The sequence below is a fragment of the Pseudonocardia oceani genome (assembly GCF_019263585.2).
GTDB classification, from domain to species: domain Bacteria; phylum Actinomycetota; class Actinomycetes; order Mycobacteriales; family Pseudonocardiaceae; genus Pseudonocardia; species Pseudonocardia oceani.
On record NZ_JADQDF010000001.1, the window covers coordinates 5,731,967 to 5,744,745 of the forward strand.

Below are 12,779 nucleotides of genomic sequence, written 5' to 3' on the forward strand. Positions count from 1 at the left end.
CAGATGGCTCGGCGCGCGCACCTGTCGGTCTCCCGCGCACGTCCGGTGGCGCGCGGGAGACCGGAGGGTGCGCAGTCGGCGCGGACGTGCGCGCCGCCGTCGGCCCTTCCGAGCTGCGGGTCGCGCCGGCCGCACAGCACGGCCGGCCCTCGCTCCCGCGCGCGTTCCCGGTTGCCGCGCGCGTTCCCCGCTCCTGCGAGGCCCCGGCGGCGCGCGGGACCCTGTCCGGCGCGCGGGACCCGGCTCGGCGCGCGGGAACGGCGGCGGCGTCGGCCCGCGGAACGGCCGGGCCGCGGGCGGCGCGACCCGTCACGGAGCAGTGCGTGATCGCCGGAAGCGTGACGCTGTGGTCCTGCGGACGGCGGCGATCCGGGGAGGGGCGGACCTCAGCCCGTGACCAGCACCGTCCGGATCGGCACGGCATCACGCAGCAGCCGGGTGACCGGCGTGTTGTCGATCTCCACCGACAGCTGCTCCCGCAGGTCCGGCTCCACCGCCCCGACCACCGTCACCCGCCGCTCCAGCATCGGGCTGGACCCGCCACGGACCGACACCCGCACCGTCACCTCGCCCGGCTCCACGCGCCAGCGGTGCAGGAACGTCCGCACCGACATCACCGTGCACGAGGACAGCGAGGCGGCCAGCAGGCCGAAGGGTGTGGCGCCGGTCGGCTCGGCGTCGTCGTCGGGGACGGCGCAGCTCAACGAGTACCCGTTGACCTCGACGTCGGTGTCGCGGCCCGCGCCGTCGGCGAGACGGGCGGTGGACCACACGTTCGGTTCTCCCACCGGCCGACCCTAGCCCGTCGACCCCGGACAGCCGCCTCGGTGATCCGGGGCTCCGTCACGGTGGCGCAACGATCGGCGCCGGGGAACCGGCCACCCGGTACGTTCCCGGCACTCGCATGATCACAGGGAGAACGAGGATGACGCTGCACCGGCTGCGGGTGCTGCCGCGTGACGTCGCCGCCGACGCGCTGGGCCTGCTCCTCGACGCACCCGTCCCCCCGGTCCTCGCCGAGCTGGCGCTGGAGCACGAGGGGCAGCGGCTCGTGCTGGGCGTCCTCGGCGCCTCGCACGCCGTCACGGCCACCGCGGGGGCCGACCGGCTCACCGAGCAGGTCTCCTGCGACGCCGTGGCCGCGGGCGGGCGGCCCCTGCCGCGCAGCGCCCGTTCGGGGGGCTACCGCATGACCTCGCAGAGCGCGACCGTCCCCACGGCCGACCTGGCCGCCACCGCGGCGGACCTGCGCGCCCGCGCGGCCGACGACGAGTCGTGGATCTGCGGCGCGTTCCCCGGCGACGGGGCCGCGCTCACCGCGCTGACCGGCGCACCGGTGCCCACCGGCGGCTGGGCCTGGCGCACCTGGCACCTCTACCCCGGACCCGAGGAGGGCGTGATCGTGACGACGCGGAGCAGGTGGACGCCGTGAGGCGGCACGCGGGACGGTGGGCGGCCGCGGCGGTGTCGCTCGCCCTGCTGACCGGCTGCGGCGCCGGCTCGGACGTCCGCGGCTTCCTCGACGACACCTTCGACGAGCAGAGCGAGTCCGGCGACACCAGCACCTACCTGGCCGCCGCACCGGTCGCCGCGGCGGCCTCGCAGATCGCCGGGGCCGTGCCGCCCGCGGCGCAGGCGAGCGACGCGGGCAGCGAGTACCTGCGCTTCGACGACGACATCGTCGTGGTCAGCCCGGCGAGCGGTGGCAGCACCGTCCGCGTCGAGGACCTCGACGGCGCCTACCGCGACGGCTCCTACGCCTACCTCGGCCAGGGCTTCACCCCCGGTTCCCCGGCCGCCACCGATGACGACGACGACGACGTGAAGTGAGGATGATCTTCGCCATGGAGTTCGGATCCGTGGACGCCACCCTGCTCGGTCAGGGCGTGCTCGCCACCCTGCTGTACTTCGTCGTCGGGTTCGCCGTGCTGGCGCTGGGCTTCGTCGCGCTCGACGTGCTGACGCCGGGCAACCTACGCCGCCAGGTCTACACCGACCGCAACCCCAACGCCGCGGTCCTGCTCGCGGCCAACCACCTGGCGCTGGCGCTGATCGTCGTCACGGCCATCCTGACCAGCGACGACTCGCTGGGTCAGGGCCTCGTCGACTCGCTGGTCTACGGCCTGCTCGGCGTGGTCCTGCAGGGTGTGGCGCTGCGGCTGCTCGACGCGTTCGTGCCGGGCCACCTGCGCGCGCTGGTCACCGAGACCCGCATGAGCGGCGCGGCCTGGGCCGTCGGGTCGAGCCTGCTCGCGATCGGGGCGGTGAACGCGGCGGCCCTCTCGTGACAGAGGTGCCGGGGCCGTGACGGCAGGATCGGGGTCGTGACCGCCCCACCCGTCCTCGACGTCCCCGCCGACGCCCCGCCGCTGGGGTCGCGCCGGGCGCGCCCGCTCCTGCTCGCCGCGGTCGCGGTGTGCGCGGCGTGCGGGCTGGTCTACGAGCTGGTGCTGCTCACCCTGGCCGTGACGCTCGCCGGGGGCGGCATCGCGGTCACCTCGCTCATCGTCGCCGGGTTCGTCGCGGCGCTCGGCGTCGGCGCGCTGGCGGCCAAGCCGCTGCTGCCGCACGCGGCGCCGGCGTTCGTCGCGATCGAGATCGTGCTCGGGGTGGTCGGCGGGCTCTCGGCCACCGCGCTCTACGTCGCCTTCTCCTTCCACGGCACGAGCAGCGCCGTGCTCGTGCTGGCCACCGCCGTGATCGGGGTGCTCGTCGGCGCCGAGGTGCCGCTGCTCATGACGCTGCTCGCGGGCGACGGCCGCTCCGCCGGGCGGCTCGTCGCCGACCTCAACGCCGCCGACTACGCGGGCGCGCTCGTCGGCGGACTGGCCTGGCCGTTCGTGCTGCTGCCGCTGGTCGGGCAGATCCGCGGGTCGGCCGTGACGGGGATGGTCAACCTGGTGGCCGCCGCCGTCGTCGCGGCGTTCGTGCTGCGCGGACAGCTGCGCGTGCGGGCGCGGGCGGTCGCCACGGCGGCGCTGCTCGTGGCGGCCACCGGGCTCGCCGTGCTGCTCGTGCAGGCCCAGGACATCGTCGAGACCTCGCGCCAGCGGCTCTACGCCGACCCCGTCGTCGTCGACCTGACGTCGGCCTACCAGCAGATCGTGGTCACCGAGCGGGGCGACGACGTGCGCCTCTACCTCGACGGCGACCTCCAGTTCTCCAGCGTCGACGAGCACCGCTACACCGAGGCCCTCGTCCACCCCGTGCTGTCGCGCGACCCGGCCCGGGTGCTCGTGCTCGGCGGCGGCGACGGCCTCGCGGCCCGCGAGCTGCTGCGCCACCCGTCGGTCACCGAGGTGGTGCAGGTCGAGCTGGACCCCGCCGTGCTCGACCTGGCCCGCACCCGCCTGGGCGAGCTCAACGACCACGCGCTGGACGACCCGCGCGTGCGGCTCGTCGTCGACGACGGGTTCCGCTGGCTGCGCGAGGCGGCGCCGGGCACCTTCGACGCGGTGGTCGTCGACCTCCCCGACCCCGACACCCCCGTGCTCGGGCGGCTGTACTCCACGGAGTTCTACGGCCTCGTCGCCCGCGCGCTGACCCCGGACGGGCAGCTCGTGGTGCAGTCGGGCAGCCCCTACTCGACGCCGCAGGCCTACTGGCGCACGGTGTCGACCGTCGCGTCGGCCGGGCTCGGCGTCACCCCGTACCACGTGCACGTGCCCAGCTTCGGCGACTGGGGCTTCACGCTCGCGGCACCCGGCGGCCCGCCGGGGCTCACGCTGTCGCCGCGGGCCCCGGAGCTGCGGTTCCTCGACGAGGCCGGGCTCGCGGCCGCCGCGGTGTTCCCGCGCGACCGGCCGCCCCTCGACCTGGAGCCGTCCACGCTGGACCGGCCGCTGATCGTCGACGACACCCGCGCGGGTTACGTGCGCTGAGCGCCCGCCTGGACCGCCTGGACCGCCCGGACCGCCCGGACCGCCCGGACCGCGCGCCGCTGCCGGGTTCGACGTCGCCCGCGCCTGAACCCGCCCGCCACCGCCGCGGCGGTGGCCGGCGCGCAGGAGTCGTCCGGCGTCCGGTTCCCCGCGGAGCTCGCGGCGCTGTACGCGCTCGCCGGCGGGCAGGGGCCGTCGCCGGAGGACCCGCAGGTGCTCCCGCACCACCTCCTGCCCGTCGCGGAGACCCGGTCCGCCGCGCCTACCGGCTCGCGGGGTGGTGGCCGCGTGGGACGGTCGGGCAGGTCGTCGTGGCCGGTCGCGACGAGGACGAGCGCCGCGTCCTCGCGCCCGGCCCGGCCGCGTACCTGCGCGCCCTCGCGGCCGCCGACCTGGAGTCCGACGAGGTCGGCGACGACGTCGTGCGGTGGGACACCCCGGCCTGCGCTGACGGGGCCGTCCGGCGCAGCGGGAGGACCGGTCGCCGTCGCGGACGGCTGCACCGCCGGCCCCCGGCGGGCCGGTCCGCCGGCGTCCTGATCGGACGCGGATCCCGGCTGACCTGCAGTTCCGGCGAGCGGCGCCGACCGGACGAGGGCCCGCCGACCGTGATCGAACGTCTGTGCGATCCTCGTGGTCGGCGCGTGGTTGTCGGTGCCCCTGCCTAGCATGGAGGGACCGGCGCGAGCACCGCCGGTTCGTCCCCTTCCGGACACAGGAGGCCCTTCCGTGGCGGATCGTCTGATCGTGCGCGGCGCCCGCGAGCACAACCTGCGCGGCGTCGACCTCGACCTGCCGCGCGACAGCATGGTCGTCTTCACCGGGCTCTCCGGCTCGGGCAAGTCGAGCCTCGCGTTCGACACGATCTTCGCGGAGGGGCAGCGCCGGTACGTCGAGTCGCTCTCGGCCTACGCGCGGCAGTTCCTCGGGCAGATGGACAAGCCCGACGTCGACTTCATCGAGGGGCTCTCGCCCGCGGTGTCGATCGACCAGAAGTCCACCAACCGCAACCCGCGCTCCACGGTCGGCACGATCACCGAGGTCTACGACTACCTGCGCCTGCTCTACGCGCGCGCCGGCATCCCGCACTGCCCGGTCTGCGGGCACGTGATCGAGAAGCAGACGCCGCAGCAGATCGTCGACCAGGTGCTGGCGATGGAGGAGGGCGCGCGGTTCCAGGTGCTCGCGCCCGTCGTGCGCACCCGCAAGGGCGAGTTCGTCGACCTGTTCGACCAGCTGCAGACGCAGGGCTACTCCCGCGTTCTGGTCGACGGCACGGTGCACCAGCTCACGAACCCGCCGAAGCTGAAGAAGCAGGAGAAGCACGACATCTCCGTCGTGGTCGACCGGCTCTCGGTCAAGGGGTCGGCGAAGCAGCGGCTCACCGACTCGGTGGAGACGGCGCTGCGGCTGGCCGACGGCCTGATCGTGCTCGAGTTCGTCGACCTCCCCGAGGACGACCTGCACCGCGAGGTTCGCTTCTCCGAGCGCATGGCCTGCCCCAACGGGCACCCGCTCGCGCTCGACGAGCTGGAGCCGCGCACGTTCTCCTTCAACTCGCCCTACGGCGCGTGCCCGGAGTGCAGCGGCATCGGCATCAAGAAGGAGGTCGACCCGGAGCTCGTCGTGCCCGACCCGGACGCCTCCCTGGCCGCCGGGGCGATCGCGCCCTGGTCCACCGGGCAGTCCGCCGAGTACTTCGGGCGGCTGCTCGAGGGCCTGGCGAGTGCGATCGGGTTCCGGATGGACACGCCGTGGCGCAAGCTCACGGCCGCCGAGCAGAAGGCCGTGCTGCACGGCAGCGACGACCAGGTGCACGTCCGCTACCGCAACCGCTACGGCCGCGAGCGCTCGTACTACGCCAGCTACGAGGGCGTCATCCCGTTCCTGGAGCGCCGGCTCGACCAGACGGAGTCCGACTCGCAGCGCGAGCGCTACGAGGGCTACATGCGCGACGTGCCGTGCCCGGTCTGCAAGGGCGCACGGCTGCGTCCCGAGGTACTCGCCGTCACGCTCACCCACCGCGACCAGGGCGAGCGCTCGATCGCCGAGATCTCCGCGATGTCGGTGGCCGAGTGCTCGGAGTTCCTCGGCGGGATGGTGCTCGACCGCCGGCAGACGGTGATCGCCGGCTCCATCCTCAAGGAGGTGCAGGCGCGCCTGGGCTTCCTGCTCGACGTCGGCCTGCACTACCTCTCGCTCTCCCGTGCGGCCGGCTCGCTGTCGGGCGGCGAGGCGCAGCGCATCCGGCTGGCCACGCAGATCGGCTCCGGCCTGGTCGGCGTGCTCTACGTCCTCGACGAGCCGTCGATCGGGCTGCACCAGCGCGACAACCGCAGGCTCATCCAGACGCTGGTGCGCCTGCGCGACCTGGGCAACACGCTGATCGTCGTCGAGCATGACGAGGACACCATCCGGGCGTCCGACTGGGCCGTCGACATCGGCCCCGGCGCGGGCGAGCACGGCGGGCACATCGTCTACAGCGGCCCCGTCGACGGGCTCGAGTCCCACGACACCTCGCTCACCGGCGCCTACCTGTCCGGGCGCCGGTCGATCCCGGTCCCCGCGGAGCGCCGCAAGCCCGACCCGCAGCGCAAACTCACGATCGTCGGGGCGCGCGAGCACAACCTGCGCGGCATCGACGTCGACATCCCGCTCGGCTGCCTCGTCTCGATCACCGGCGTGTCCGGCTCGGGCAAGTCGACGCTGGTCAACGACATCCTCGCCACGGTGCTGGCCAACAAGCTCAACGGCGCCCGCCAGGTGCCCGGCCGGCACACCCGCATCACCGGGCTCGACGAGCTCGACAAGCTGGTGCGCGTCGACCAGAGCCCGATCGGGCGCACACCGCGCTCCAACCCGGCCACCTACACCGGCGTGTGGGACCAGGTGCGCAAGCTGTTCGCCTCCACCACCGAGGCCAAGGTGCGCGGCTACCAGCCGGGGCGGTTCTCGTTCAACGTCAAGGGCGGGCGCTGCGAGGCGTGCTCCGGCGACGGCACGATCAAGATCGAGATGAACTTCCTGCCCGACGTCTACGTGCCCTGCGAGGTCTGCAAGGGCGCGCGCTACAACCGCGAGACGCTCGAGGTGCACTACAAGGGCAAGACCGTCGCCGACGTGCTCGACATGCCGATCGAGGAGGGCGCCGAGTTCTTCGCGCCGATCAACTCGATCAGCCGCTACCTGCGCACGCTCGTCGACGTCGGGCTGGGCTACGTCCGGCTCGGCCAGCCCGCGCCCACGCTGTCGGGCGGCGAGGCCCAGCGCGTGAAGCTGGCCTCGGAGCTGCAGAAGCGCTCCAACGGGCGCACGGTCTACATCCTCGACGAGCCCACCACCGGCCTGCACTTCGAGGACATCCGCAAGCTGCTGCTCGTCATCAACGGGCTGGTCGAGAAGGGCAACTCGGTGCTGGTCATCGAGCACAACCTCGACGTCATCAAGACCAGCGACTGGGTCATCGACATGGGCCCGGAGGGCGGCTCGGGCGGCGGCACGGTCGTCGCCGAGGGCACGCCGGAGCAGATCGCGGCGCACCCCACGAGCTACACCGGGCAGTTCCTGCAGGGTCTCGTCACGCCGCTGGCGGCGCGCCCGGCCCCGGCCCGGCGCCGCAAGGCCGGGTCGACGGTCCGCGCGGCCGGCTGAGCCCGGCCGCCGGCCCGGTCGGGGTCCGCCCCGGCGCTCCGGTTGGGTCCCGCCCCGGCGGGTAGCCGTCCGGCATCCCGGCGGGAGGTCCGCCGGGAGCCGACGCGGGGAGGACCACGATGACCCAGGGAACAGGCGGCCAGGACCGGGGCGGCACCGTCCCGCCGGGCACGAACACCGAGCGGGTGGCGCCCAACCCGGCGGGCATCCCGCAGCCCGACCCGCCGGAGGGCGGCGCCGCGGCCGACCCGGACAGCCCCGACCCGGCCGACCTCGCGCCGGGCTTCGGCGGCGACTCCGAGAGCAAGCCGGAAGGCACCGTCGAGGGCGATCTGGGCGACGGTTCGTAATCGTCCCCCTACTGGCGGTCACCCGTCCCGCCGCCTGCCGCCGATAGGTGCGGCAGGTTGGACCAATCGGGTGCGGCAGACGTCTGATGCTGCCGCGACCCGTGGATCACCGTCCGAAACGCTGTTACGACTGAATGGGCGGCGGGCAGCGGCCCGCCGCCCGGACGGTCGGCGGGGGTCGGATGATGGTGGAAGCGAGTACGTGCGTGGCGTTCCCGGCGACGGAGCCGCCGTTCCCGGAGGCGCTCGCCGTGGCCGAGCGGATCGAGGCAGGGGTGTTCCGGGCGACGTACGGCGAGTCGGCGGAGGACCTCGGCTGCTACTACGCCGAGCACCTCTTGCAGACCCAGATCGTGCTCGTCCGTGACGGCGGCTGGGCCGGGATGATGCGCCTCGGGCTGCCCGGGCCGCGCACGTCGCTGAGCCTGGAGGACGCCGAGGCGCAGCCGTTCGGGGCAGACGTCGGGGCCGACCTCGCGGGGGAGGAGCCGGTGGTGCTGCTCGACGTGCTCACCGCCGCCGTCCGCTCGCGGTTCCGCAACCGACGCATCTTCGAGCGCATGCTCGACGCCGCCGCCCGGGTGGCGCGGGAGCACGGCTGCACCCACCTCGTCGCGATGGTCGACCGGCGCGTGCTGGTCTACCTGCGCCGGCGCCGCCTGCACTACACGCTGCACACCGGCCTGCACGACTACCACGGGTCCCCGGCCACCGGCTTCGTCTCGGTCGAGACAGGTGAGCTGCGACGCTGGCTCGGGCAGGCGGCCTGAGCCGGCCGCACGGCTAGCGGCGGGGCCGGGCCGACCCCACCACCAGCGGGTGTACGAGCACCGGCATCCCGCGCCAGGTCTCCTCGTGCACCCGGTCGACGTCGAGCGCGCCGGCGATCGCGGTGAGCAGGTCCCGGTCGCAGCGGCAGCCGGACGCGAAGCGGGCCCAGGCCCCGGCGAGGAGGTGCTGGCGCCGGACCGTGCGCTCGTCGGCGGCCAGCACGTGCTCGCAGAACAGCAGTCGTCCTCCCGGCGCCAGCACCCGGGAGATCTCGCGCAGCGCCGCGAGCGGGTCGGGCACCGTGCACAGCACCATCGTCGACACGACGGTGTCGACCGATCCGTCTGCCGCGGGGAGCGCGTCGGCTCCTGCCTCGACGACCGTGGCGCGCCGCCCGGACCGGCTCACCGCGTGGCGCAGCCTCGCGGCCATCCCGGGGTCGGGCTCGGTGAGCACGAGGTCGTCGACGTCGTGGGGGTAGTGGCGCAGGTTCAGCCCGGTGCCCGCGCCGATCTCCAGCACGCGGCCGCGGGCCGCGCCGACCAGGGCGGTGCGGCGCCGGCGCATGCCGCGCACCTCGCCGAGCAGCAGCACCGGCCCGTAGAGCGCCGCGTCCAGGCGGGCGCCGAGGCCGGGGCGCGTGGTGAGCGGGGCGGTGGGCACGGCGGGAACCTCCCGGGCGGTCATCGGGTGACCAAGCGGTAGAAGCGGAAGAAGACGTCCTCGATCGGCAGCACGTCCACGCCGGCGAACCCGGCCTCGCCGGCGTAGTCGCGCAGCGTGTCCGGCCGCATGACGGTGCCCGTCCCGGCCGAGTGCGGGTGCGGGTGCGCCATGCCGTCGGGCAGGCAGCACATCAGGCTGTAGCCCAACATCACCTGCTCGACCTCGTCGCCGGGTGCGGTGAACGCGTCGGCCACCCGCTCGTCCATCACGAGGACGACACCGTTCGCTCCGGCGAGGCGGCGCATGGCGGCGAGGACCCCGACCGGGTCGGGCAGGTCGTGGATGCACTCGAACGCCGCGACCGGTCGAACGTGCCGGTGACGGACGTGGCGTCGGCGACGCGGCCCCCACGGGCCAGCACGGCGGCGACGTCCGGCACGGACGGGAGGTACTCGCGGGCGTCCTCCCCGAACTGCTCGGCGGTGGGGGACGGGAGGGTCGTGGTCATGGTGCGAACGGTAGGGGTGGGCGCTGTCGGCAGGGTGTCCGTGCGCTGTCAGCGGGCATGATGTCCGGTGTGGACGCGACAGCGGTCGGGGTGCTCGGTCCGCTCCTCGTGCTGGCCGCGGACGCCGTGCCGGTCCCGGTCCCCAGCGGGCGGCAGCGGCGCCTGCTCACCGCGCTCGCCCTGCACGCCGGGGCCGACGTCGGCGTCGACGTCCTCGCCGACCTCGTCTGGGGCGACGACCAGCCGGCCGACCCGGACGGGGCGCTGCAGACGAACGTCGCCCGGCTGCGCCGTCTCCTGCCGCCCGGCGTCCGCGTCACCACCGGTCCGCGCTGCTACCGGCTCGACGCACCGGTGGACGCCGTCGTGTTCGCCGGGCTCCTGGAGCGGCCCACCGTCTCCCTGGCGGACCTCGACGCCGCACTGGCCCTGTGGCGCGGCCGCCCCTACGCCGAGCTCGACGACCCGGGACCGGCGGCCGCCCGGCTGGTCGCCCTGCACAGCGCGGCCGCCGCGCGTCGGGCGGACGCGCTGCTCGCCGCCGGGCGCTCCGACGACGCCGTGGCGGCCGCGGCCGCGCTGCTGGCGGTGGAGCCACTGCACGAGGGCGCGGCCGCGACGCTGATGCGCGCGCAGGCCGCAGGCGGTCGACCCGCCGAGGCCCTGCGCGTCTACGCCCGCTTCCGCGCGGAGCTGGCCGAGCAGCTCGGCGCCGATCCGTCCCCGGAGCTGGCCCGGCTGCACGAACGCCTCCTCCGTGACGGGGAGCGCCCGCGCCCCGCGCTGCCGGTCAGCGCCTTCCTCGGCCGGGACGCCGACGTCACGCGGGCGGCGGCGATGCTCACCGAACACCGGCTGGTGACGCTCTGCGGGCCGGGTGGTGTGGGCAAGACGCGGCTGGCGCGGCACGTCGCCGCGTCGCTGGCCGACCGGTTCGACGACGGTGCGCTCCTCGTCGACCTGGTGCCGGCCACGCCGGACACCGTGGCCGGCACCGTGGCGGCCGCGCTGCGGCTGGCCGCGGGCGACGGGCTCCGAGCGCGGATCGTCGAGGTGCTGGCCACCCGGCGCCAGCTGCTGGTCCTCGACAACTGCGAGCACGTCGCCGACCCGGTCGCCGCGCTCGTGGAGGCCGTCGTCGCCGGCGCACCGGGGGTCGTCGTGCTCGCGACCAGCAGGGAGGCGCTGCGGGCCGACGGGGAGCACGTGCTGCCGCTCGCGCCGTTGGCGCCCGCGCCGGCCGCGGCGCTGCTGGTCGACCGCATCGGCGCCGCCGATCCGGTCGCCGTGCCCGATCCGGAGCAGGTCGCCGTCGTCTGCGCCCGCCTCGACGGCCTGCCGCTCGCGCTCGAGCTGGCCGCCGCACGGGTGGGGGCCGTCGGCCTGCCCGGCCTGCTCGCCGCCCTGGACGACCCCCTCGACGCGCTGGGGCGCGGCCGCCGTACCGCCCCGCTGCGGCACCGGTCGCTGCGCGACGTCGTCGAGTGGTCCTACGGCCTGCTCGACGACGACGAGCGCACGCTGTTCGTCCGGCTCGGGGTGTTCGCCGGAGCCGTCGAGGCGGGTGCGGTCGCCGCCGTGTGCGGCGACGCGCGGGTCCTCCCGGACCTCGTCGACCGGTCGCTGGTGCGGCGCCGCGACGGCGACCCGGTGACGTTCGGGATGCTGGAGACGCTGCGCGCCTTCTGCCGCTCCCTCCTCGCCACCGACCCCGGGTTCGCGGCCCTGCAGGCCCGGCACGCGGCGTGGGTCGTGGCGCTCGCGGTCGACACGCTGGCCGCGCGGTCGCGGCCCGACGAGGCCGCCGCCGTGCGCCGGTTCGACGCCCACCTCGCCGACATCGGTCGTGCCCACGCGTGGTTGTGCACGGCGGGTCCCACCGAGGACCTGCTGCGCCTCGCCCACGTGTGCGCGGAGCTCGGGTACCAGCGCGCCCGCGCCGACCTCGCCGCACTGGCGGAGGACGCGCTGGCCGTCGCCGGGACCGCGCACCCCCTGGTGCCCCGCGTGCTGGCGCTGACCGCCATGCCGCTGTGGCAGCGCGGTGACCTGCGCGGGGCCCGCGAGCGGTGCGTCCGCGCGCTCGGGATCGCCGATCGCCTGGGCGACGCGCTGCTCGGGGGCGAGGCGCACGACGGCCTGGCGAACGTCGCCCTGGCCGAGGGCGACCTCGTCGGGGCCGCGGTGCACGCCGGCCGCAGCGCCGACCTCGCCGCCGCCGCGGACGACGACGTGACCCGGGTGATGGCGCTGTGCGACCTCGCCATCACCGCCGCCTACGCGGGCGACGACGCGACCGCGGGCCGGCACGAGGAGGCGTGCACGGCGCTGGCCTCGCGGATGGGCTCGCCGCTCGCGCTCGGGTGGGCGGCGTACGCGGCGGGGGAGCGGCGGGCCGAGTCGGGACAGGACGGCGCGGCCGAGCACCTCGAACGGGCCGTGGCCCTGGCCGAGGAGGTGGACGCCGCGTTCCTCGCCGGGGTCGCCCGGCACACGCTGCTCACGACGGCGGCCCGCGCGGGTGCCCGGTCCCCGGCCTCGTTCGCCCCGCTGCTCGACGCCTGGATCGGGATGGGCGCGTGGACGCAGCTCTGGGTCGCGATGCGCGCGCTGGCCGAGGTGCTGTCGCGCCACGGCCGTCACCGCGACGCCACCGTGCTGCTCGGCGCGCTGCGCGCGAGCCCCCGCGCCGGCCGCGAGTACGGTGCGGACGCGGGGCGGGTCCTGGCCGTCGAGGACGCCGCCCGGACCGCACTGGGCGAGGGGTACGCCCCGGCCCTGGCCGAGGGTGCCGCGCTCGGCGACGCCGGCGCCGTCACGCTGGCGCGGCGCCTGGTGCGGTGAGGGCCCGGCGCCGGGGGCTGCTACGCTGGGGAATGCGACCACCCTGTCGCGCGTTCCCATCTGCGTCAGGGCGATCAAGTGGAGCCCCGCTCCCACCCGCCCACCCCA

12 protein-coding genes are annotated in these 12,779 nt (G+C 75.5%); 8 read left to right on the forward strand and 4 right to left on the reverse strand.

Features of this window, described 5'->3' with window-relative positions; all coding sequences use genetic code 11:
- Nucleotides 1-386: 386 nt before the first annotated feature.
- A complete protein-coding gene (locus I4I82_RS28745; RefSeq protein WP_218591818.1) occupies nucleotides 387-788 on the reverse strand; it encodes an OsmC family protein in 402 nt (133 codons plus the stop codon).
- 137 nt (nucleotides 789-925) lie between these two features.
- Here I4I82_RS28745 and I4I82_RS28750 point away from each other — a divergent pair, with 137 nt between their 5' ends.
- The 7 genes from I4I82_RS28750 (at nucleotide 926) to I4I82_RS28780 (ending at nucleotide 8,652) form a co-directional block, all read left to right on the forward strand.
- Nucleotides 926-1,432, forward strand: a complete 507-nt coding sequence (locus I4I82_RS28750) for a DUF2617 family protein (RefSeq protein ID WP_218591819.1) — start codon at nucleotides 926-928, stop codon at nucleotides 1,430-1,432.
- Nucleotides 1,429-1,830 (forward strand): DUF4247 domain-containing protein, encoded by a 402-nt coding sequence (locus I4I82_RS28755; protein WP_218591820.1) that lies wholly within the window; start codon nucleotides 1,429-1,431, stop codon nucleotides 1,828-1,830. The genes I4I82_RS28750 and I4I82_RS28755 overlap by 4 nt, the downstream gene beginning before the upstream one ends.
- A 14-nt stretch (nucleotides 1,831-1,844) precedes the next feature.
- The gene (locus tag I4I82_RS28760) at nucleotides 1,845-2,288 is read left to right on the forward strand and encodes a DUF350 domain-containing protein (protein WP_218591821.1); all 444 of its coding nucleotides are present in this window, start codon (nucleotides 1,845-1,847) and stop codon (nucleotides 2,286-2,288) included.
- Between the two features lie 36 nt (nucleotides 2,289-2,324).
- A complete protein-coding gene (locus tag I4I82_RS28765; RefSeq protein ID WP_218591822.1) occupies nucleotides 2,325-3,881 on the forward strand; it encodes a polyamine aminopropyltransferase in 1,557 nt (518 codons plus the stop codon).
- A gap of 729 nt (nucleotides 3,882-4,610) precedes the next feature.
- The gene (gene uvrA / locus I4I82_RS28770; protein ID WP_218591823.1) at nucleotides 4,611-7,532 is read left to right on the forward strand and encodes an excinuclease ABC subunit UvrA; all 2,922 of its coding nucleotides are present in this window, start codon (nucleotides 4,611-4,613) and stop codon (nucleotides 7,530-7,532) included.
- 119 nt (nucleotides 7,533-7,651) lie between these two features.
- The gene (locus I4I82_RS28775) at nucleotides 7,652-7,882 is read left to right on the forward strand and encodes a hypothetical protein (RefSeq protein ID WP_218591830.1); all 231 of its coding nucleotides are present in this window, start codon (nucleotides 7,652-7,654) and stop codon (nucleotides 7,880-7,882) included.
- Between the two features lie 206 nt (nucleotides 7,883-8,088).
- Nucleotides 8,089-8,652 (forward strand): hypothetical protein, encoded by a 564-nt coding sequence (locus tag I4I82_RS28780; protein ID WP_218591824.1) that lies wholly within the window; start codon nucleotides 8,089-8,091, stop codon nucleotides 8,650-8,652.
- Nucleotides 8,653-8,665: 13 nt separating this feature from the next.
- On the opposite strand, the gene I4I82_RS28785 is transcribed toward I4I82_RS28780, so the two are convergent.
- The 3 genes from I4I82_RS28785 to I4I82_RS28795 are packed head-to-tail and all read right to left on the reverse strand — an operon-like array spanning nucleotide 8,666 to nucleotide 9,827.
- Nucleotides 8,666-9,340 carry a class I SAM-dependent methyltransferase gene (locus I4I82_RS28785; RefSeq protein ID WP_218591825.1) on the reverse strand — a complete coding sequence of 225 codons (675 nt, stop codon included), beginning with the start codon at nucleotides 9,338-9,340 and terminating at the stop codon, nucleotides 8,666-8,668.
- On the reverse strand, nucleotides 9,337-9,585 hold the full coding sequence (locus I4I82_RS28790; protein WP_218591826.1) for a hypothetical protein: 249 nt from the start codon (nucleotides 9,583-9,585) through the stop codon (nucleotides 9,337-9,339). The genes I4I82_RS28785 and I4I82_RS28790 overlap by 4 nt, the downstream gene beginning before the upstream one ends.
- Complete coding sequence (locus I4I82_RS28795) at nucleotides 9,585-9,827, reverse strand: hypothetical protein (protein ID WP_218591827.1); 243 nt, start codon at nucleotides 9,825-9,827, stop codon at nucleotides 9,585-9,587. Before I4I82_RS28795 ends, I4I82_RS28790 begins: the two co-directional genes overlap by 1 nt.
- Nucleotides 9,828-9,896: 69 nt before the next feature.
- Here I4I82_RS28795 and I4I82_RS28800 point away from each other — a divergent pair, with 69 nt between their 5' ends.
- Nucleotides 9,897-12,671, forward strand: a complete 2,775-nt coding sequence (locus I4I82_RS28800; protein WP_218591828.1) for an AfsR/SARP family transcriptional regulator — start codon at nucleotides 9,897-9,899, stop codon at nucleotides 12,669-12,671.
- Nucleotides 12,672-12,779 lie beyond the last annotated feature (108 nt).